The organism is Halocynthiibacter styelae (genome assembly GCF_016123485.1).
GTDB lineage: Bacteria > Pseudomonadota > Alphaproteobacteria > Rhodobacterales > Rhodobacteraceae > Halocynthiibacter > Halocynthiibacter styelae.
The window spans coordinates 25,500-45,900 of the sequence record NZ_JADCKQ010000010.1 but is presented as its reverse complement, the minus strand read 5'-3'; the positions used below and the strand labels follow the sequence as shown (position 1 = coordinate 45,900).

Sequence of the window (20,401 nt, the reverse complement as noted above, 5' to 3'; positions counted from 1 at the left end):
GGCGCCCAACTTCCCTTATTGTGACAGGCTTTGCGCCAGGCGCATCAGACGCACTGCATCACTGCGATAGCCGAATTCATCTGCGCCCCGGTTTGCGTTCGCCAGGTCAATCGCCTGATCATAACCCCAATCGCCCAGATAATCGGACCCTTGCAGAAGTTGTGCAAATCCGGCCATGGCGATGGCAAAACCTGCCTCTGCCCCTGTCTCAGATACACTCGTCAGAACCGGGGTTTCGATCAGATTACTAATGTCCTCACCCGGGTTCTTATAGCGCAGGCGGAGAAAGCCGAGTTCGCCGTTACCTTCAGCCAGTTCATCAGAGGCATAGCGCAGCGGTTCATTCAGAACCGCATCTGATCCGACAGGTGTGACTTCATAAATCGCGGTCACCCGATGGCCAGCGCCAATTTCCCCGGCATCCACCGCGTCATTGTTGAAATCTTCACGACGCAGGGCACGGGTTTCATAGCCGATCAGGCGATATTCCGCGATTTCTGCCGGGTTGAATTCCATCTGGATCTTCACATCATTGGCAATTGGGAACAGAGCGCCGGACAGCTGATCGACCAGCACTTTCTGTGCCTCTTGCAAGGTGTCGATATAAGAGGCAGTGCCATTGCCGTTCTGTGCCAGCGCCTGCATGGTCGCATCATTAAGATTGCCGCGCCCGAAGCCCAGGACTGACAGATAAGTGCCGCTTTCACGTTTGTCCGCGATATAGGTTTTCAGGGCGTCGGGATCAGACAGGCCAACATTGAAATCACCATCTGTTGCCAGGATCACGCGGGAAATCTCGCCATCTTCCATCATGCCTTCCGCCACCTGATAAGCCTGCTGCAATCCGGCCTGGCCGGCGGTGGAACCACCCGCGTCCAGATTGGTCAGCGCATTCATGATGGTTGCGGTTTCACTGGCCGGGGTTGGTTCCAGAACCTGCCCGGCGCTGCCAGCATAGGTGACAATCGCCACGCTGTCTTCAGCACGCAGCTCTGACAACATCAGGCGGAAGCTTTGCACCAGAAGCGGCAGTTTATCGGGGCTGCTCATAGAACCCGATGTATCAATCAGAAAGACAAGGTTCAGCGGTGGACGTTCCGCAACCAGGGGCAGTTCACCCTGAATACCGATATGCACAAGCTGCGTGCCCGCGTTCCAGGGGGTGTCTGTCACGGTTACCGTGGTGGCAAAGGGCTGATCATCCAGGGGCTGCGTGTAATCATAGGGAAAATAGTTGATCATTTCCTCAGCCCGCACGGCCTCAGCCGGGGGCAGATAGCCCTGCATCAGGGAGGATCGCACGATGGCATAAGAGGCCGTATCCACGTCAATTGAGAAGGTGGAAACAGGTTCCTCTGTGGTGATCTTCAGGGGATTGGGGGCTTCATTGGCGAAAGTTTCGGTGTTGCTTTCAGGCAGAGGCATGATGTCCGGCTGCGGCACGCCCGGCGCAATGGCGTCATGGGTGGCAAGACCACGTCGGGCCTGCGGTGGCGCAAATGAAAGGGGGCTCCCTTGGAACAATTCCTGAGCCTGCACCGACGGTTGCACTGCATCATCTGCGAGCGCAATTCCCTCTGTCGCCACGATGCCCAGTGGCTCTGCTTCTGCGGCAACCTCAACCAGGGCTGTGCTTTCTGCCACACGTAGCCCACCCGGGTCCGTTTTATACATTGTCGGCAGCACCACGATCATCGCGACGCCAAGGGTTGCGATGGACGTTGTCGCGGCAAGAACGCCTTTGGTTGTCAGTTTCTTAAACATCTCACGTACTCCTGAAATAAGGCCCGGTTTTCGGGCGGCTTCAGGATTAGGACGCGCGTCAGGCGCGGATCCCTGGCGGGATGCGTGAAGTTTTTCGAAATTCGCAGTCGCCAGCGCGATATTCGCGTCGCGCTTTTCAGCATCATGTGCGGGTGTCGCTGCATTCATCGCAGACGTCAGCTTGTCCAGATCAAATTCATCACTCATGAGTCCGCCTCCTTTTCATGCAGGGATTTCAGGCGCTTCTTGACCTCGGAAATCCGCCAGCTAACGGTGCCCTCGGTCACGCCCAGAACCTCTGCGGCCTGGGCCTGGGTCATATCCTGATCCATGGTCAGGGCAAGCGTATCACGCAGATCCTGCGGCAGGGATGTCATGGCCTCAGCCAGCCAGTCCTTTGCGTCGGCCTCTTCACGGATCGTTTCCTGCCGGTTCACCTCCCAGTCACCCCAGCCTTCCGCATGGCGGGCATGGGTCTGTTGGCGACGGCGGCGATCATACGAGGCATTCACCGCCACACGATACAGCCAGGTGGTGAATTTCGCATCCCCCCGGAACGCGGCAAGCTTGGCAGGCAGGGCCGCGCAGATGTCCTGGGTCAGGTCTTCTGCATCTGCCTGCGTTCCCGTCAGACGAAAGCACAGGGCAAACAGCCGGTCGTAGTGCCGCCGCAGCAAAACCCCGAAGGCCTGTCCGTCCCCACCAGCTGCCGCCAGCGCAAGTTCTTTGTCATCCACATTCATACGCATATCAAAGACTATGACGCGCCTCGCAGGTCAATCCCTGGTCAACGTGTTGCTTTTTTCAGGCGGCAGGCGGCCAGACCACCACAGAGAGAGTTCAGAAAATCCGGAAGCAAGGTCGAATTACATATTCAACCAGGTGCATATTTTGAAAACAGTGAGCCAGAAAGAACAAAACCCCGCAGCTTTCGCTACGAGGCTTTGCTTTAGTGGTTGCGGGAGTAGGATTTGAACCTACGACCTTCAGGTTATGAGCCTGACGAGCTACCGGGCTGCTCCATCCCGCGTCAATTGAGGGTGATCTAACCCAGTTTCATTCGGGCCACAAGCGGCTTTTACGACCTTTTGTAAAAAATATGTAAATTATATGAGCACCCGGCATCAGGGCACCCCAATCGCCTGCATAAAACGGAAAAGCGGTATAATAAACACCCAATGAAATGAAATTAATGCAAAAAGGAATTCAACCTGTTCAGGTCATCGACACAATTGCATCAAATACCCTCTGCACGACCGCGGCGGGCGCTGGATTGTTCAGGCAAATAAAATAGCCGCGCCCCGTCATGATCCGATTCCTGAATAACGGCACAATCCAGCCCCGACGCAAAAGATCATCAGATAAACCGTGCCAGGCGAGGGCCACGCCATCACCATCCAGAACCGAACGCATGACGAGTTCATGTGAGTTGTACTCGGTAAATCTGCGCAAAGGCGCCTTCAACCCACCACAGTCTGTAAGCCACTCATCCCATGTACACCATGACGCAGGGTGACCCGGTGTTCTCAAGTGCAACAATAGAGAGGGATCAGACAGCAGATCTGTCGGGGTACGTATCTTTGGGTGCTTTTGCGCAAAGTCGGGACTGCAAACAGCGCTGACTTCTTCCCGAAACAGACGTTTCGCATTGTCCGGCGCAAAGGCTTTGTCACACATGAAAATCGTTATATCCGCTTCCGGGCCTTCACCTTTAAGAGGTTCCTGCGATGCAATCACACGAATATCAACGTCACTCCCGACATCTTGCCTGATGTGGGCCATGCCGGGAATGAGCACACCATGAGAGAATGCATAATCAACAGAGATTGAAACAGTTCTCCGGTTGTCTTTGTTCAGGAATGCATCGAAATGCCTGGCGGCATCTGAAAACGGACCCTCCAGATCCTTATGCAGCATGCGACCAGCTTCCGTCAGCTCCACTCCGCGCGCCACGCGTACAAACAATGGCCGCCCCACGACCCCTTCCAGATTGCGGATGCGTTGGCTCAGACTTGGCTGAGATATACGCAACTCTTGCGCGGCCTGGCCGATGCGCCCCAAACGGCACACAACTAAAAATGCATACAGATCGGACGCATTTCGTAAAAATGAGGTATAGCTTTTTCCAATGTCAGACATTTGCCTTCTGTACTATTCAAATCAGTGAATTGCAAAGATCATGACAATCTGACGGGGGAACTGATCACTGATAGACCAGCAGCAGCCCACCCATCCGGCCCTGAAACGGGCCAGATCTTCCACCACTTACACAAGAAGCGCGATCAATGACAAAACAGCCCAATATCCTCATCATCATGGTAGATCAGTGTAACGGCACATTGTTTCCCGATGGTCCGGCAGACTGGTTACATGCGCCGAACCTGAAAAAGCTGGCAGCCCGGTCAGCTCGCTTTAAGAATTCTTACACCGCATCCCCGCTGTGCGCGCCGGGCCGGGCCTCATTTATGTCCGGTCAGCTTCCGCGCCGCACAGGCGTTTATGACAATGCGGCTGAGTTCCGTTCCGACATTCCGACCTATGCCCACCATCTGCGGCGCGCCGGATATTACACCGCTTTGTCCGGCAAAATGCACTTTGTCGGCCCGGATCAGATGCATGGGTTTGAAGAACGTCTGACAACCGATATCTATCCGGCTGATTTCGGCTGGACCCCGGATTACCGCAAACCTGGTGAGCGTATTGAATGGTGGTACCACAACATGGGATCCGTCACCGGCGCGGGTGTAGCTGAGATTTCCAACCAGATGGAATATGACGATGAGGTCGCTTATAACGCCTGCGCCAAACTATATGATCTGGCGCGCGGCAATGATGAACGCCCCTGGTGCCTGACCGCAAGCTTCACCCACCCGCATGATCCTTATGTCGCCCGCAAAAAGTACTGGGATCTCTATGAGGATTGCGAACATCTTCTACCAGAAATCCCGACCTGGGATTATGAGGATCACGACCCGCACGCAAAGCGGATCTTTGACGCCAATGACTGGCGTAACTTTGACATCACCGAAGAAGATGTCCGTCGCTCCCGCCGGGCCTATTTCGCCAATATTTCCTATCTGGATGATAAGGTTGGTGAGATGCTGGATATCCTTGAAACGACACGCCAGGAAGCCACCATTATCTTTGTGTCTGACCATGGGGATATGCTGGGCGAGCGTGGGTTGTGGTTTAAAATGAACTTCTATGAAGGCTCGGCACGTGTGCCGCTGATGATTTCAGCCCCTGGCCTTGAACCTGGTCTGATCGAAACCCCGGTTTCTACGCTGGATGTAACACCAACCCTTGCGGATATCGCCGGCGTTTCCCTGGATGAGATCAGCCCCTGGGTGGATGGTGAAAGCCTGCTGCCCCTGACACGCGGTGAGGAACGCGCATCCCCCGTGGCCATGGAATACGCAGCCGAAGCCAGCTATGCGCCGCTTGTATCCCTGCGCCAGGGGCCGTGGAAGTACAATCGCTGCGCGCTTGATCCGGATCAGCTGTTCAATCTGGACAAGGATCCACATGAATTGACCAACCTGGCAGAAGATCCGGGGCACGCAGAGGTTGCCGCATCGTTCCGCGCAGAAGCGGGCGAGCGCTGGGATCTGGCGGCCTATGACAATGAAGTCCGGGAAAGTCAGGCGCGCCGCTGGGTGGTTTATGAAGCGCTGCGCAACGGGGCTTATTTCCCGTGGGATTATCAGCCGCTTCAGAAAGCGTCAGAACGCTATATGCGCAACCATATGAATCTGGACAACCTGGAGGAAAGCAAACGCTTTCCGCGCGGCGAATAACCGGAAACAAACAGATCAGAGCGGGAAGTCCCGCTCTGATCCTATATCTATCAGCCCGCAAATGGCTTGAGCAGGGCAAGGGCTTTGGCGTGAATTTCTGCATTCGCTGCCGCAAGGATCTGACCACCCTCATGGGCCGGGCCGCCCTGCCAGTTGGTCACGACGCCACCTGCTGCTTCGATCACCGCAATCGGCCCCTGCACATCATAAGCATTCAGGCCGGCTTCGATCACCAGTTCCACCTGTCCGGCCGCGACAAGCGCATAGGCATAGCAATCCGTGCCGTAACGGGTCAGCTGCACCTGATCGCGCACGGTCTCAAACCCCTGACGTTCAGCTTCTGTCCCGACTTCGGGGAAGGTTGTGAACAAGGTCGCTTCGGAAAGATCCGAAATATCCGAGGTTTTCAACGCACGCACCCCCAAAGGGCCGTCACAGAAAGCTTCACCAAAGCCACCAAAGAAGCGTTCACCAATATACGGCTGATCAATGATCCCCAGCACAGGGCCATTTTCGTCGCCGACGGCAATCAACACCCCCCAGGTCGGTGTTCCGCTGATATAGCTGCGTGTTCCGTCAATTGGGTCCAATACCCAGGTCAGGCCCGATGTCCCTTCTTTACGGCCAAATTCTTCGCCAAAGATCGCGTCATCCGGACGTAATTCAGCGAGAACATCACGCATAGCTTTCTCTGCTGCGCGATCAGCGACAGTTACCGGATCAAAGCTGTCTTTAAGCTTGTTTTCTGCGGACAAACCAGCGGAACGAAAATGTTCCAGGGTCCGCGGCCGGGCGGCCTCTGCCAGCGCGATTGCACAGGACTTAAGAGATGCCACCTCGGCGTCAGGGAAGTTTTTCATTAAATGCTCCGCATGTCATTGGCTTACATACGCCTGACATGCGGAATTACAAAAATCAACGCGCCATCACCAGACGGCACGTTTCAATTTCATGCAGCGTCACTCAGGACGCGGGCGAGGTCAAACAAACGACGTCGCTGGTTTTCCGGAATGGAATAGTACGAACGAATAAGTTCAAGGGCTTCTTTATCCGCAAGCAGATCACCGGGGACCGTCGTATTTGCGCTGACTTCCTCTTCAGCGGTATCACGAAGCCCCTCAAAAAAATATGCCACGGGCACGTCAAGTGCATCAGAAATGTCCCAGAGGCGAGAGGCACTCACCCGGTTCATTCCGGTTTCATATTTCTGAATTTGCTGAAACTTAATTCCAACTTTCTCTGCCAGTTGCTGTTGTGTCATTCCGACCATCCAGCGGCGATGTCTGACGCGTTTACCAACATGTACGTCTACAGGGTGCTTCATTACCATACTCCTTTTCCCTGACTCACATAGTAAGCAATTTCCATGCCAGGTGTGAGTTTTGATGATTTTTTTAATTCGTCAGCGCCTTTTTGTCGCCTTCTACAGACTACCACCGAAATTCTTCCGGTTGAATTAGCTAAATGGCCAGGTTAGGCCGACCATTGACAATAAACTTAAACCAATTGATAAAATTCGCGCATAGCGTGTTTTGCATTTTGCATGGCAAAACGCAACCTGGCTGATCCGATGATTGTTGCATTTTGCGAATCGGGTCTCCGAGAAGACACTCACTGCCAAATCAGAAACAATCCCTTTACCCTGAAACCTGCAGGGCAAATTGTAGTTCGCAGCGATAAAGCGCTCTGCTAAACCTTACGCAAATGCCCTAAGAAACTGGCGGACCCATGCTAAGCTATCGCGTTATATCCTTTGATAAAGCCCCCAAACTGCAGGACCTTGAGACACCAGCCCCGCGCTCTGGCGAAGTCCGCATTCGAACAGCTGCAGCAGCCGTTAACTTTTCTGACCTTCTGCTGCTGAAGGGGCGCTACCAGGACACACCCCCACTTCCTTTCACGCCTGGCATGGAGTTGGCCGGGACGATTGAAGCCTGCGGCCCGGACGTCAGCCAGGAGATGAAGAACAAGCGCGTCGCCGTATATTCTGGCCAGGGCGGCTTTGCCGAACAGGCCATCGCCCCCGCCAATCGCTGTCTGATTCTTCCTGATAACCTGTCATTCACAGATGCCGCCGGGTTACAGGTTGCCTGGGGAACCAGCCACATCGCACTGACACAACGTGCGCGACTGCAGCCCGGTGAAACGCTTGTGGTTCTGGGAGCGTCAGGGGGTGTCGGTTTAAGCGCCGTCACTTTGGGCAAAATCCTTGGTGCGCGCGTTATAGCCGTCGCACGCGGCGAAACGAAACTTGAAGCGGCCCGAAACGCCGGCGCGGATATCACTATAGACTCGGAAACGGATGACATACGAGACGCTGTGATTGCAGCCGGGCGCGCTGATGTTGTCTATGATGCCGTTGGCGGCGCACAGGCGGAAGCCGCGTTTCGCGCATGCAATCCAGGCGCACGCTTTCTGCTGATTGGCTTTGCCAGCGGCGATCTCCCCACATTCAAACCCAACCATACGCTTGTGAAGAATATTGACCTGATTGGCGTAAACTGGAGCGCTTATTGGAAATTTGCCCCGCAGAAAGTCCGGGAATCCGGCGCACAAATTCTGCAATGGGCTGCTGAGAGGAAGATCAGCGCAAATGTGAACCATCACTTTACGCTGAAAGATACAGACAAAGCCCTGACCCTGCTAAAGGAGCGAAAGTCTACAGGTAAAATTGTAATTACCCCCCAGCCTACAGAGGTCTGACCTTACTATATGGCATAGATTACAATGCGTTGAATGCACCACGCAAAAGCTGGGCCATTGCTTCACAGACCGGCCCGCGATCCACCTCAGTCACGTATAGGTTGATTTTGGTGCTTTCCAGTTCAGGAAGGGTCCCGCCGTGGTCAACCTCTTCCATGCGCGGACCATGCATTCCTTCAATCACGGCGTGTACTGCAAGATCCGCATTGACCGAGGCCTCAATTGTACGTGAACTTTCACTTTCCACCGCCATTTCCCAGGGGATACCCGCCCGGTCAAGCGCTCGCTGTGATCCCTGCCGGAAAATGCAGTTGTGTTCAAAAGCCAAACGCAAGGGGCGACTTTTCCACGCCTGTCCGCCAGGGGCACCGACCCAGACCAGTGGTCGTTCAGCCAGAACTTCCGCACCCTCCCCCGCAGAGTTTTCGGTCGTGACGATTACATCGCATTCACCCTGCGCAAAAAGTGACTTCAGTTTCGTTGTATATGAAGAGATCAACTGCACCTTCATACGCGGATATTCCGCATGAAAGCGCTGCAGCACCCCAGGAATTCCCGGATACACAATATCATGCGGAACACCGAGAATGAACTCGCCCTCATATGACTGATGTGTCAGCTTGCCATAGACTTCGTCATTCAGGGCCAGCATGCGCCGGGCATAGCTGAGCAATTGCTCACCGGAGGCCGTCAAAGCCACCTGACGGGACGACCGATCAAGCAAAGACACATTCAGTGATTCCTCCAGGCGCTTTAACTGCATGGAAACCGCGGATTGCGTCAGATGCAGGAAACCCGCAGCCTTGGTGACACCACCCGCATCCGCAACAGCAACAAAACTGCGTAAAGCTGTCAGATCAATATTACGCGACATATCACAATCCTTGATGTATACCCTGATAAACATTCATTTCCAATATCAAGCACGGAATGACATATACATCAAGTAATATGATGAAACGAAGCCGATGCTTCACAAAACATGAATGGAACGGAACTATGACACATACTGCTACTGTAACCGCCGTTACTTCTTATGCAGATTTTGCGGCCTATGCGAATGCACGCCCTCAGGCCACTTCAATCTTTGCACGTTTTGCGAAAATGGCTTCTGTGATGCGTCAGCGTCGCGCCCTGGCACATCTGGACGACCATCTGCTGGAAGACATTGGTGTTTCCGCCCGCGCAGCTCACACCGAGGCACACCGGATCTTCTGATCATCCGGCACCGGAAATCCTTGAAAAACGCGCCGTCTTCACCCATATTTCACAGTGAAGGCGGCGTTTTGCTGTCAATTGTTACCAACCGGAGGCCCCCTAATGGCGACCTATCACCAGTCAGACGTCCGCGTCGGCGCCCGCGCAGCAGAAATTGATGCGGGTCTGCGCGCCCATATGAATAAAGTTTACGGCACCATGTCCATCGGGATGCTGATCACAGCACTGGCCGCATGGGCTATTGCTGGTCTTGCTGTAACCTCTGACCCAACAGGTGCCACTGTTGCGCTGCGCGAAGGTCAGTATCTGACCGGTCTGGGCGAAGCAATTTACATGTCGCCGCTGCGCTGGGTCATCGCCTTTGGTCCGCTGGCTTTCCTGTTTTTCGGCTGGGGCGCAATCATGCGTCGCGCGTCTTCCGCAGGCGTGCAACTGGGCTTCTTCATCTTTGCGTCTGTCATCGGCCTGTCGCTTAGCTCAATCTTCCTTGTTTATACGGATGCGTCTATCGTTCAGACTTTCCTTGTGACATCCATTGCATTCGCATCCCTTTCCATCTGGGGCTATGTGACCAAACGTGACCTGTCCGCTATGGGCGGCTTCCTGATGATGGGCGTGATCGGCCTGATCATTGCAATGGTCCTGAATATGTTCCTGCAATCCAGCGTTCTGACACTTGCAGTTTCCGCCATCGGCGTTGTGCTTTTCGCAGGCCTGACAGCGTTCTACACACAGGACATCAAAAACACATATGTTGCCCACGCAATGCATGGCGACCAGGAGTGGCTGAACAAAGCTGCGATTGATGGCGCAATGAGCCTCTATCTGGCTTTCCTGAACATGTTCCAGTTCCTGCTGATGTTCCTCGGTCAGCAAGAATAATCGCTGCATCATAACTGAATTACGAGGCCGGTCAGAAATGACCGGCCTTTTTCTTTTTAAGCGAGAGATAAAATGAGAATCACCCAATTGCCTGCTGAAAACGCCCATGAACTCTGGCCACTTTTGCGTGTGGTGCATGACCTGCACGTTCTACATCAACCCGAACGCAATATTGCAGACCCGGATAAAGATGATTGTATTGCCTGGCTCAGAGAGATGCTGAGTGATCCGGCATATGTGGCACTGGTCGCCCGCGATGAGAATGCCCACCCGATGGGGTATGTCCTGGGCAGGAAACGCCGCGGTCCAGAGGCACCAGTTTCGCCCCCAAAGAATCACGGAATGATCGAACATATTTCGGTGCTGCCGGATTATCACCGCCAGGGCATCGGTCGCGCCCTGATTGACGCGCTGAAGGAACATCTGGCAGATGAAGGTTACACCCATATGAGTGTGACCTATGCAATGTTTAACGAAGCCTCTGCCGCACTGATGCGTTCTGTTGGTCTGACGCCGAAGATCATTTATGCAGAGGGTGAAATATAGAGTTAAGGTTCGTTATGTTTTTAAAATCCCGCCCGCTTATTGAAGATGATCTGCGTCACTGGATAGTCGCAGAATTTTCCTTTGCGATTGATCAGAATATCCTGCGCAACGATACGCCGCTGATCCTGCCAACCCGCGATTTCTTCACAGCCCCCGGCGGTAAGACCCCGGAAACGGTACAGCGGCTTGTGCGGGATTTTCAGCGCTTGTTGCACATCGAAGATGCTGAAATACACGTGGCGCCACTGAACCGGGTGCGGGCAGAAAATCAGGTTCCGGACTATGGCCAGCTGTCACAGGTTGGCGGCACATGGCAACCCCAGGGGGATGACGTTGGCGGGGCTGCTGTTGTGCATTACGATCCGGATCATCTTGAATATCTTCCGATCACTCTTCTGGCGACGCTGCATCACGAATTGATGCATCATGTGCTTTTAAATGACGAAGAAGAATTCCCGGAAGACATGAGCGAAGAAGAACTGCGCACGGATCTGCATTGCGTCACATCCGGTGGCGGCATCATTCAGGTCAACGGATACGAGGCCAGCGGTTGGGGCGGCTACATGCGCCAGCCCACGCGTTGCTATTGCCTTGCTGTGTTCATATATCTGCGCTGCATCCCGCAGGAACAGGTTCTGCCGGATCTGTCTGCGCGGATGCGCAAATATCTGAAGAAAGCACTGAAAGAACTGCGCAGCCCCGGCACAGAACTGGAAGCCCTGCGCCGGAAACTGAATTCATAACTGCATCTGCACCGCCGGGAAACGAATCCCCGGGGCAAGGGGCAATTCAACCGGTCCGATACTACGAAACCCTAAACCGGCATAGAATCCTTCCGCATTCACAGTGGACAGGCAATCAAACCGATTGATGCCTTCTTGTGCAGCCTGGGCAAGACTGTGCCGCAGGATCGCCCGGCCAATGCCACGCCCCTGATGCGCATGATCTGTCACGACATGACGGATATGGGCAGTGCCTGGGATGGATTTACGCCCACCGGGTGCCTCAAGACTATAACCACCCGCGCCCAGCAGACGGCCGCTTTCGCTGTGCGCCAGAAAATACCGGCCAGAGCGTAGAAGCCGCATATTCGCGCGTGCGATTTTTGGCATCGCAAGCGCCATCACAGAGGGCAGGTAGTGGCCTGTCAGGGTTTTGGGATAGCTTTGCGCCAGAAGCGCATCCACCGCGTCAAAATCCCCCTTGCGGGCGATGCGCATAACAATGGTCTGGCCACCTGTCGTCTTCACGCGGGTTTCGCGTGGTTCAACGGCAGTGAAATTCTTCAGCTCAGAAAATTGTTCCATGATGATCTCCGGCGGATTGTCAGCTTTGGCTGTTGGTCCGGGGCGGCGCGGAGGTCTTCAAAAGAAAAACCGCGCTTCCCGGTGTGGGTTGCGCGGCTTTTGCTTTGTCTTCGTTAAGAAGGCTTACTTGATTTTGCCTTCTTTGTACTCGACATGCTTGCGCACAACCGGGTCGTATTTGCGCACGACCATCTTTTCGGTCATGGTGCGTGCGTTTTTCTTCGTCACATAAAAGTGGCCGGTGCCCGCGGACGAGTTGAGGCGGATCTTAATTGTGGTCGGCTTCGCCATGGGTCTTCTCCAGTCAACGGGGCGGCAGGATATAGAATCCACCCACCCGTGAAATTCTTGAAGCCTGCTTTTAGCGCGCCTATGCCCCAAGTCAACCACTTAGGGCGAGGTTTCCGGGGCAATCGTGAAATAACATCAAAAATATGCTATGGTAGCCCTGTAATAAGTTGAGGAGACGCAAATGAAAGTCCGTGAAGGCGGCTGCCTGTGCGGTTCCTGCCGGTATCAGGTAACCGCTCCGCCCCTGCGAGTCACCACCTGTCACTGCCGATTCTGTCAGCGCACCACAGGCAGTTCTTATATGGTGGAACCCATTTTCACACATGCCAGTTTCAGGATGAACAAGGGCACACCCAAAATCTGGGCCCATCTGTCAAAAGGGTCGGGTAAACATCTGTGGCTGCATTTCTGTCCGGAGTGCGGCGGACGGCTGTATCTGGGTTTTGAGCGCTTTGATCAGATCGTTGGCGTGTTTGCAGGGTCCTTTGACGACCCCGGCTGGTTTGACATCACGCCAGAGAATTCAAAGCATATCTTCCTGGGCAATGCTGTCCGTGGCAGCATCATCCCGCCAGGCATAGAAACCTACGCAGAACATGTAACAGATCGACAGGGCAATCTGCGCCCGGCAACCGTGTTTGACGCAGCGCAGCAATTGTGAAGATTTGCGTGGATGGCCTGTAAGCCGGATTCTGTCCCGGGGTTACCCCCATAGATGACCATTCTTCTCTGCGCACTGTCGCCAGTACACTATAGCTGCCAACCCGAACCTGCTGGGAAGAAGCAATTCCCGCGACTTGCGCCGCACGCGGTCCCTATTTGGCATTGCTCCCGGTGGGGCTTGCCGTGCCGGTCCTGTTGCCAGGCCCGCGGTGGGCTCTTACTCCACCGTTTCACCCTTACCTGTCAGATGACAGGCGGTTTATTCTCTGTGGCGCTTTCCCTCAGGTTACCCTGGCCAGGCGTTACCTGGCACCGTTGCTTTCCGGAGTCCGGACTTTCCTCGCGGCCCAAAGGCCCCGCGGTCATCCGGCCATCCACGCAAGCACTGCTTTAGGCGCTGATGATACTGCGGTCAACGGGGAAGCGTGTTGCGAGATCAGAGATCATGGCCTCATCTGCTGCATCCAGGGGACCGCTGGCATGCGGACGGAAGCGCAGCCGGAAAGCCTGGAGCAGATCCTGCGCCGGCAGCTCAGCAGGATAGCCAAAAGCGACAGCAGCCTCCTCGAACCTGGTGGCAGATGCCGCGTCACGCCGTGGCCAAACAGACAATCCATGTGTCGCCAGACGTCGCCAGTCAAATCGAGTGCCAGGATCAATCTTGCGTCCGGGTGCCATGTCAGAATGGCCGATCACGCGACTGGCGGGAATATCGTGGCGCGCCAGAATGCCTGCAAGCAGGGCTTCCAGCGCCTGCATTTGCGCCTCTGGAAACGGATGAAAGCCGGTATTGGCCAGTTCAATCCCGACGGAGTGGGAATTAACATCCGCAACATTCCCCCAGGAACCCCGCCCGGCATGCCAGGCCCGCATGTTTTCATCGACGAGTTGATGAATTTCACCATTCTCAGCGATCAGGTAATGGGCAGACACCTCAAACTGCGGATCACACAGGCGTTCAGCGGCGGCATCGCAGCCTTCCATGGCTGTGTAATGCAACACCACCATATCAGGGCCGGAAACACCACGGCGCTCGCCGAAATTCGGAGAGCGCCGCGTTTTATTCAGATTAATGTTCACAGCAGTCCTGTAAAATCAGTTGCCACCGGCACGGTTCACGTTGCGAAAGGCCGTCGGATCCCAGTGACAGGCATATCCATCGCCATCCGGATCAATCCCCATGCGATCGCGCTGTGGGCCACCGGCACGCAAGAAGGCCATCTGGGCAAGGTCAGGTGACGCATATTTCGCGCAGTTACGTTCATAACGATTACCGGACAGAAGGTTCGTACGGGAATGAACCTGTTCGCCAACCGCATTGTTGGTCTGCAGTGCAAACTCAACAAGGTTAGGGCCACCGCTACCGGTACGGGTTGGAACAGCAGTTGGTGCAATGACTTCGTAATTGGCGCGATTCGCAGCGATGCGTTCAGCGTCACTTTCGATTGTTTCACGGCCACTGACAGCAGAGAAATCCTGTTCGTCAGAGATACCTGCGTTATCTGGCTGGCCGATCAGACGTGGCGATTCCTGTGTCGGCGCTTCGCCGCCAACAGCGGCTTCGGCAGATTGCAGAAGCTCTTCTGTTGAAAGCTCTGTGCTTGCAGGGGCCGGCACTTCGGATGAAATGCGCGGCGGCAGACTTTCGCCACGCAGTTCCGCATTGCGACGCTGACGTTCGGCTTCATAGTCCGCATAGTTTCCAAACCCGACGCCTGGCTGGTGATCGGGTTCAGGTGTTGTGCAGCCTGCCACAAAAGCAAAGGTGCAGACTGCCATCATTACTGTAGAGCCAAAACGCATTTTCATCCTGCCTGCCGTTATCTGTTGTGGCGTTTTACCACCATTTACCCGGCTTGGAAACAAAGCCAGCGGCCTTCTCAAGCACATAGGCGTGATTCAGCAGATCGCCTTCTTCCCACGGACGGCCGATCAGTTGCAGACCAAGTGGCAGCCCCTGACTGTCGAGACCCGCAGGCACGGCAACGCCCGGCAGGCCCGCCATGTTCACGGTGACGGTGAAGACGTCATTCAGGTACATTTGTACCGGATCAGCGTTCTTCATTTCACCAAGGCCGAAAGCGCTGGAAGGTGTCGCAGGTGTCAGGATCGCATCGACGCCGGCGTTAAAGACGTTTTCAAAGTCCTGCTTAATCAGGGTGCGTACGCGACGGGCACGGTTGTAATAGGCATCATAGAAACCAGCGGACAGCACGTAAGTGCCAACCATCACGCGACGCTGAACCTCAGCCCCGAAACCTTCGGCGCGGGTTTTCTCATACATGTCGTCAATCGCATCACCCGCACCCAGTGTCGCGCGGTGGCCATAACGTACACCATCATAACGGGCGAGGTTGGAAGAGGCTTCCGCAGGCGCAATCACATAGTAAGCCGGCAGCGCGTATTTTGTGTGCGGCAGGGAGATATCAACGATCTCAGCGCCCGCGTCTTTCAGCATCTCGCGGCCATTGGCCCAAAGTGCTTCGATTTCGGCAGGCATACCATCCATGTGGTATTCTTTCGGAATACCAATTTTCTTGCCACGGATGTCACCGGTCAGTGCGGCTTCGAAATCCGGCACGGCCAGATCAGCGCTGGTGCTGTCTTTGGCATCATGGCCAGACATCGCCTGCAGCATAATCGCAGAATCGCGCACAGTTTTGGTCATCGGGCCGGCCTGATCAAGGCTGGACGCAAAGGCCACAACGCCCCAGCGGGAACAACGACCATAGGTTGGCTTGATGCCTGTGATGCCTGTGAAAGCCGCAGGCTGACGGATGGAACCACCTGTATCGGTGCCGGTAGCGGCAAGACACAGATCAGCCGCTACAGCAGACGCAGACCCACCGGATGAGCCGCCAGGCGTGATTTTTGCGTCAGAACCTTCACGGCGCCATGGGTTTACCACGTCGCCATAAACAGAGGTCTCGTTAGAAGACCCCATGGCGAATTCGTCCATGTTCAGCTTGCCCAGCATCACGGATCCAGCATCAAACAGCTGGCTGGTGATGGTGCTTTCGTATTCTGGTTTAAAACCTTCGAGGATACGGGACGCCGCCTGGCTTGGCACGCCTTTGGTGCAGAACAAATCTTTGATGCCCAGCGGGATGCCGCACATGTCAGGGGCATCACCGGCTTTGATACGTGCATCCGCAGCAGTGGCTTGTTCGCGTGCGATGTCAGCAGTGCCATGTACAAAAGCATTCAGCGCGCCTGCGCCGTCGATTTCTGTCAGGCAGGCTTCGGTGATCTCGGAAGAAGTAAAATCGCCTTTGCGCATGCCGTCACGCGCGTCAGCGATGGTCAGTTTGTTCAGCTCAGTCATTATTCAACCACCTTCGGCACGGCAAAGAACCCTTCACGCGCATCCGGCGCGTTTTTCAGCACAGCTTCCTGCTGGTTGCCGTCAGTTACACCATCCACACGGCGTTTCAGACGCTGCGGTGTCACAGAGGTCATCGGTTCAACACCTTCAACGTCAACTTCGTTCAGCTCTTCGATAAAGCCGAGGATCGCGTTAAATTCCTGCGCCAGTGCAGGCAGTGCATCATCTTCAACCTTGATACGGGCCAGTTTTGCCACCCGTGCGGCGGTGTCCTTGTCAATCGACATGCTGGATTCCTGTGGGTTCAATTTCGTTACGACTGCTTTAACGCGCCACAGGCCAGCCTGCAAGCCAGCCAGCCCGAAAGCCTGGCGGTAATGCTGATATCCCGGCAGTTCAGCCCTCTATCAGCCAGCAGTTCAATTTGATGTCTGTGCTTAATGCACCGACACCGGGGCGTAATCATGTTCACGCGCCAGCACAAAAGCCAGGCGGCGTTCATTCACCAAGGCAAGCTGTTCACCTTCTTCCGTGCAGACCGCATAAAGATGTTCGACATCCCCGGCAGCGTCCTGCATTTCATCCGGCAGATCAGCAACGTCAACCGCACGCACGTAAACCGTGCGATTCTCGTTGTCGCCTTCAACAGGCTCAAGCCCGGGAAAATCATATTCTGAATTCATTATGCCCCGCGGGGTTTGTTGATTTGTATGGTCTGCACAACCGTTTCCGGCACGGAACGAGTCAGATCCACATGCAGGAGTCCGTTTTCCATGCTTGCGGCACCAACTTCAACCCCTTCCGCAAGAACAAAACTTTTCTGAAACTGTCTTGCCGCGATTCCCCGGTGCAAAAAGACCCGGTCGTCATCCGCGTCTTGCTGTGCACCACGCACATTCAACTGACTGTCTTCGACCGTGATCGTCAGATCTTCTTCTGCAAAGCCCGCCACGGCCAGCGTAATACGGAAGGAATGATCACTGGTTTGTTCAATGTTAAAAGGGGGATAGCCGTCATTTCCGGATTTTGCAGTGCGTTCCACCAGCCGTTCCAGCTGATCAAAACCCAGAAGATAGGGGTAAGACCCAAGGGTCAGTTTTGTCATCTTTTTTGTCCTGTGTTCAGCGACTCACGCCCGCGCCCCGCATATCGGCAACACAGACAGGTAAAATATGTGCCGCCGTCCCCGGGCTTGCAAGGTATTTGGTCTATTTCTCTCTTTTTTATTGGCGCTGATGCGGTTAAATTGGCGACAATAATAAAAAAGGCCATGACAATGGATGCTCCTGAAGAAATGTCTCACAACGATGTATTGCGGGTAAAACTGCAGGTTCTGCGTGAAGAACACCGGGATCTGAATGACGCGATTGACGCGCTGGCAGAACGCGCAACCGCCGATCAGCTGGCGCTGAAACGGCTGAAAAAGCAGAAGCTGTTCCTGAAAGACCGGATCCAGAAGATCGAAAACGAACTGACACCCGATATTATCGCGTAATTTCTGCCTGAAATTTACGCAGGGTACCATTGTCAGATTGTCTGTGCGCCTGAATTGGCTATAGTGCCGCTTCCTGAAAGCCACCGAAGGATATGACCATGGCAGATGTGGGCATTATTATGGGCAGCCAGTCAGACTGGCCGACAATGAAACTGGCCGCTGATATTCTCGATGAACTGGGGATCAGCTATGAGGCAAAGATTGTTTCTGCCCACCGCACGCCGGATCGTCTGTGGGATTATGGCAAGAAGGCCGCTGGTCGTGTGAAGGTGATCATCGCCGGGGCCGGGGGTGCTGCGCATCTTCCGGGCATGATGGCGTCTAAAACCCGCGTGCCGGTGATTGGTGTGCCGGTGCAGACCAAAGCGCTTTCCGGTGTCGACAGCCTTTATTCCATCGTGCAGATGCCCAAGGGCTTTCCGGTTGCGACCATGGCCATTGGTGCTGCGGGTGCTGCAAATGCAGGCCTGATGGCTGCCGGTATTCTTGCGGTCTCTGATGGCGCGCTTGCCGAAAAACTTGACGCCTGGCGCGATGCGCTGTCTGCCTCTATTCCGGATGAACCTGTCGATGACTGATACAAACGCCCCCCTGCCCGCAAACGCGACCATCGGTATTCTTGGCGGTGGTCAGCTTGGCCGGATGCTTTCTGTGGCCGCCTCACGTCTTGGCTATAAAACCCACATCTTTGAACCCGGTGCCAACCCGCCTGCTGGCCAGGTTGCGGATCGTGTGACCACTGCGTTTTACGATGATGAGGACGCGCTGCGTGCCTTTGCCGAAACCGTCGATGTGATCACCTATGAGTTTGAAAACATCCCGACATCGGCCCTGGATCTGCTGGAAAGCCTGCGCCCGATCCGCCCGGGTCGCGAAGCCCTGCGTGTGTCCCAGGACCGTCTGACAGAGAAAACATATCTGCGTGACCTTGGCCTGACCACCGCACCTTTCGCCAATGTCGAAAGCTTTGAGGATCTGGAAGCTGCGATTACTGATATCGGCACGCCTGCCATCCTGAAGACCCGCCGCATGGGCTATGACGGCAAGGGCCAGGCCCGCCTGAAAACCGCAGAAGATGCCCGCACAGCTTATGAAGCCATGGCCGGCGCCCCTGCAGTGCTGGAAGGCTTTGTTGATTTCTCGCATGAGGTTTCCGTCATCGGTGCGCGCGGCGTCAATGGCGAAGTGTCCTGTTATGACCCCGGCGAAAACGTGCATAAAGACGGCATCCTGGACACGACCACCGTCCCTGCCCGCCTGACAGCAAGCCAGCGAATGGATGCAGTTCTGCTGACGGCGAACATCCTGAACGCGCTGGATTATGTTGGCGTTCTGGGGGTGGAGCTTTTCGTTACGCCGAAAGGTCTGATCGTCAATGAAATCGCCCCTCGCGTTCATAACTCAGGCCACTGGACACAGAACGGCTGCGCGGTTGATCAGTTCGAACAACACATCCGTGCGGTAGCGGGCCTGCCGCTGGGCGATGGCAAACGTCATTCGGATGTGGTCATGGAAAACCTGATTGGCGAGGACATGGACCACCTGCCGGACCTGCTGGCCGATCCGAAAGCCTCCATCCATCTTTATGGCAAAGCCGAAGTGAAAACCGGCCGCAAGATGGGCCACGTGAACCGTGTGCAGGGCGCATCTAAATAACACACTGCCGGATCAGTCATCATCCTCAAGGATTGGTCCGGCAATCATTTCTGCCGCCTGACGATAAGACATGTCAGGTTCAAAATACCCCGTTTGCAGGAATGTCAGAACCTGGCCAACCACCAGCGGGTTGTTCATCATAAATGTATGTGTCACAGGCAGGGAAATATGATCCCGCATTCCGGCAAGCCGGGTAGAGGCCACGGCAACCTTTCCGTCATCTGCCCCTGGAATAACCGCCGAATACAAAGGGTTCAGTGACCGGCTGCCCGCGATTATGCCCAGCTCAAACGCAGGCGCTGGCAGACTGCGTGGTGCATTCTGAACACCCGTCCCAAGATCCATGCCCGCAGGCCCGTTGATCCATGCAAACGGTTCAAGCCGGCTGAAACTGTCTACCAGTTCTGATCCCTGATTGGGTGGCCCCATCATCACAACCCGCCCCAGCATGTCCGGGCGTTCCTGCGCCACATAGGCCCGCAGAATGATGCCGCCCATGGAATGGGTCACAAAGTGCACCGTCCCGACCGGATCCTGCACCTGACAGCGGCGGACCCCTTCGGGCACCGCAAGTTCTGCCAGCGTCGGAATGTCTTCATGTGTCGAATCATAACCCTGATTGACGACGTTGTAGCCATTGGACTCCAGGGCTTCTTCAATAACCACCATTGAGGATTCTGTGCGCGCCAACCCGTGCAAAAGCACCACGCAATCCGCCTGGGCGGGCATGGTCAGGGCAGAAAAAATCAAGGCA

General features: G+C 55.1%; 25 protein-coding genes, 1 tRNA gene and 1 other RNA gene. 10 read left to right on the top strand and 17 right to left on the bottom strand.

Going from position 1 to position 20,401, the window contains the following annotated elements; translation table 11 throughout:
• Positions 1-15 precede the first annotated feature (15 nt).
• From H1D41_RS13160 to H1D41_RS13145, 4 genes are all read right to left on the bottom strand, one after another.
• Positions 16-1,971 (bottom strand): vWA domain-containing protein, encoded by a 1,956-nt coding sequence (locus H1D41_RS13160; RefSeq protein ID WP_228849339.1) that lies wholly within the window; start codon positions 1,969-1,971, stop codon positions 16-18.
• Positions 1,968-2,507: an RNA polymerase sigma factor gene (locus H1D41_RS13155; RefSeq protein ID WP_228849456.1), complete on the bottom strand. Its 540-nt coding sequence runs from the start codon at positions 2,505-2,507 to the stop codon at positions 1,968-1,970. Before H1D41_RS13155 ends, H1D41_RS13160 begins: the two co-directional genes overlap by 4 nt.
• A 210-nt stretch (positions 2,508-2,717) precedes the next feature.
• Positions 2,718-2,794: transfer RNA gene (locus H1D41_RS13150), tRNA-Met, on the bottom strand.
• A gap of 185 nt (positions 2,795-2,979) precedes the next feature.
• Positions 2,980-3,903 carry a LysR family transcriptional regulator gene (locus H1D41_RS13145; protein ID WP_228849338.1) on the bottom strand — a complete coding sequence of 308 codons (924 nt, stop codon included), beginning with the start codon at positions 3,901-3,903 and terminating at the stop codon, positions 2,980-2,982.
• Between the two features lie 146 nt (positions 3,904-4,049).
• Here H1D41_RS13145 and betC point away from each other — a divergent pair, with 146 nt between their 5' ends.
• Entirely contained in the window at positions 4,050-5,561 is a 1,512-nt protein-coding gene (gene betC, locus H1D41_RS13140; protein ID WP_228849337.1) for a choline-sulfatase, read from the top strand.
• 50 nt (positions 5,562-5,611) lie between these two features.
• Here betC and hisN read toward each other — a convergent pair whose 3' ends face one another.
• Positions 5,612-6,421 carry a histidinol-phosphatase gene (gene hisN / locus H1D41_RS13135; protein WP_228849336.1) on the bottom strand — a complete coding sequence of 270 codons (810 nt, stop codon included), beginning with the start codon at positions 6,419-6,421 and terminating at the stop codon, positions 5,612-5,614.
• Between the two features lie 89 nt (positions 6,422-6,510).
• The gene (locus tag H1D41_RS13130) at positions 6,511-6,885 is read right to left on the bottom strand and encodes a helix-turn-helix domain-containing protein (RefSeq protein WP_228849335.1); all 375 of its coding nucleotides are present in this window, start codon (positions 6,883-6,885) and stop codon (positions 6,511-6,513) included.
• A 404-nt stretch (positions 6,886-7,289) separates the two neighbouring features.
• On the opposite strand from H1D41_RS13130, the gene H1D41_RS13125 reads away from it, so the two are divergent.
• A complete protein-coding gene (locus tag H1D41_RS13125) occupies positions 7,290-8,264 on the top strand; it encodes an NADPH:quinone oxidoreductase family protein (RefSeq protein WP_228849334.1) in 975 nt (324 codons plus the stop codon).
• Positions 8,265-8,283: 19 nt separating this feature from the next.
• Here H1D41_RS13125 and H1D41_RS13120 read toward each other — a convergent pair whose 3' ends face one another.
• Complete coding sequence (locus H1D41_RS13120; protein ID WP_107498199.1) at positions 8,284-9,138, bottom strand: LysR family transcriptional regulator; 855 nt, start codon at positions 9,136-9,138, stop codon at positions 8,284-8,286.
• A 125-nt stretch (positions 9,139-9,263) separates the two neighbouring features.
• Between H1D41_RS13120 and H1D41_RS13115 the strand changes: the two genes are divergently transcribed.
• The 4 genes from H1D41_RS13115 to H1D41_RS13100 all read left to right on the top strand — a co-directional run bounded on the left by H1D41_RS13115 (position 9,264) and on the right by H1D41_RS13100 (position 11,653).
• On the top strand, positions 9,264-9,482 hold the full coding sequence (locus H1D41_RS13115) for a DUF1127 domain-containing protein (RefSeq protein ID WP_107498198.1): 219 nt from the start codon (positions 9,264-9,266) through the stop codon (positions 9,480-9,482).
• 102 nt (positions 9,483-9,584) lie between these two features.
• Positions 9,585-10,364, top strand: coding sequence for a Bax inhibitor-1/YccA family protein (locus tag H1D41_RS13110; RefSeq protein WP_107498197.1), 780 nt, complete (start codon positions 9,585-9,587; stop codon positions 10,362-10,364).
• 72 nt (positions 10,365-10,436) lie between these two features.
• On the top strand, positions 10,437-10,910 hold the full coding sequence (locus tag H1D41_RS13105; RefSeq protein WP_228849333.1) for a GNAT family N-acetyltransferase: 474 nt from the start codon (positions 10,437-10,439) through the stop codon (positions 10,908-10,910).
• 14 nt (positions 10,911-10,924) lie between these two features.
• On the top strand, positions 10,925-11,653 hold the full coding sequence (locus H1D41_RS13100; protein ID WP_228849332.1) for a hypothetical protein: 729 nt from the start codon (positions 10,925-10,927) through the stop codon (positions 11,651-11,653).
• Here H1D41_RS13100 and H1D41_RS13095 read toward each other — a convergent pair.
• Complete coding sequence (locus H1D41_RS13095; RefSeq protein ID WP_228849331.1) at positions 11,648-12,217, bottom strand: GNAT family N-acetyltransferase; 570 nt, start codon at positions 12,215-12,217, stop codon at positions 11,648-11,650. The genes H1D41_RS13100 and H1D41_RS13095 overlap by 6 nt on opposite strands.
• 123 nt (positions 12,218-12,340) lie before the next feature.
• A complete protein-coding gene (gene rpmG, locus H1D41_RS13090) occupies positions 12,341-12,508 on the bottom strand; it encodes a 50S ribosomal protein L33 (RefSeq protein ID WP_008554190.1) in 168 nt (55 codons plus the stop codon).
• 181 nt (positions 12,509-12,689) lie between these two features.
• On the opposite strand from rpmG, the gene H1D41_RS13085 reads away from it, so the two are divergent.
• A complete protein-coding gene (locus tag H1D41_RS13085) occupies positions 12,690-13,169 on the top strand; it encodes a GFA family protein (RefSeq protein WP_267473692.1) in 480 nt (159 codons plus the stop codon).
• Between the two features lie 4 nt (positions 13,170-13,173).
• On the opposite strand, the gene rnpB is transcribed toward H1D41_RS13085, so the two are convergent.
• The 7 genes from rnpB to H1D41_RS13050 form a co-directional block, all read right to left on the bottom strand.
• Positions 13,174-13,549: RNase P RNA component class A (gene rnpB / locus H1D41_RS13080), an RNA gene on the bottom strand.
• A gap of 12 nt (positions 13,550-13,561) precedes the next feature.
• On the bottom strand, positions 13,562-14,179 hold the full coding sequence (locus H1D41_RS13075; RefSeq protein WP_228849455.1) for an N-acetylmuramoyl-L-alanine amidase: 618 nt from the start codon (positions 14,177-14,179) through the stop codon (positions 13,562-13,564).
• Between the two features lie 87 nt (positions 14,180-14,266).
• Positions 14,267-14,974: a hypothetical protein gene (locus H1D41_RS13070; RefSeq protein WP_228849329.1), complete on the bottom strand. Its 708-nt coding sequence runs from the start codon at positions 14,972-14,974 to the stop codon at positions 14,267-14,269.
• 34 nt (positions 14,975-15,008) lie between these two features.
• Positions 15,009-16,496: an Asp-tRNA(Asn)/Glu-tRNA(Gln) amidotransferase subunit GatA gene (gene gatA / locus H1D41_RS13065; RefSeq protein WP_228849328.1), complete on the bottom strand. Its 1,488-nt coding sequence runs from the start codon at positions 16,494-16,496 to the stop codon at positions 15,009-15,011.
• Positions 16,496-16,783, bottom strand: a complete 288-nt coding sequence (gene gatC / locus H1D41_RS13060; protein ID WP_228849327.1) for an Asp-tRNA(Asn)/Glu-tRNA(Gln) amidotransferase subunit GatC — start codon at positions 16,781-16,783, stop codon at positions 16,496-16,498. Before gatC ends, gatA begins: the two co-directional genes overlap by 1 nt.
• A gap of 150 nt (positions 16,784-16,933) precedes the next feature.
• The gene (locus tag H1D41_RS13055; RefSeq protein ID WP_228849326.1) at positions 16,934-17,179 is read right to left on the bottom strand and encodes a DUF1150 family protein; all 246 of its coding nucleotides are present in this window, start codon (positions 17,177-17,179) and stop codon (positions 16,934-16,936) included.
• Positions 17,179-17,601 carry an Hsp20 family protein gene (locus H1D41_RS13050; RefSeq protein WP_228849325.1) on the bottom strand — a complete coding sequence of 141 codons (423 nt, stop codon included), beginning with the start codon at positions 17,599-17,601 and terminating at the stop codon, positions 17,179-17,181. Before H1D41_RS13050 ends, H1D41_RS13055 begins: the two co-directional genes overlap by 1 nt.
• 171 nt (positions 17,602-17,772) lie before the next feature.
• Here H1D41_RS13050 and H1D41_RS13045 point away from each other — a divergent pair, with 171 nt between their 5' ends.
• The 3 genes from H1D41_RS13045 (at position 17,773) to H1D41_RS13035 (ending at position 19,647) form a co-directional block, all read left to right on the top strand.
• Entirely contained in the window at positions 17,773-17,991 is a 219-nt protein-coding gene (locus H1D41_RS13045) for a YdcH family protein (RefSeq protein ID WP_107498187.1), read from the top strand.
• Positions 17,992-18,083: 92 nt separating this feature from the next.
• Entirely contained in the window at positions 18,084-18,569 is a 486-nt protein-coding gene (purE, locus tag H1D41_RS13040; protein WP_228849324.1) for a 5-(carboxyamino)imidazole ribonucleotide mutase, read from the top strand.
• Positions 18,562-19,647 (top strand): 5-(carboxyamino)imidazole ribonucleotide synthase, encoded by a 1,086-nt coding sequence (locus H1D41_RS13035; protein ID WP_228849323.1) that lies wholly within the window; start codon positions 18,562-18,564, stop codon positions 19,645-19,647. The genes purE and H1D41_RS13035 overlap by 8 nt, the downstream gene beginning before the upstream one ends.
• A gap of 12 nt (positions 19,648-19,659) precedes the next feature.
• Here the strand turns inward: H1D41_RS13035 and H1D41_RS13030 are convergent, their stop codons facing one another.
• Complete coding sequence (locus tag H1D41_RS13030) at positions 19,660-20,397, bottom strand: esterase/lipase family protein (RefSeq protein ID WP_324250284.1); 738 nt, start codon at positions 20,395-20,397, stop codon at positions 19,660-19,662.
• Positions 20,398-20,401: the final 4 nt, after the last annotated feature.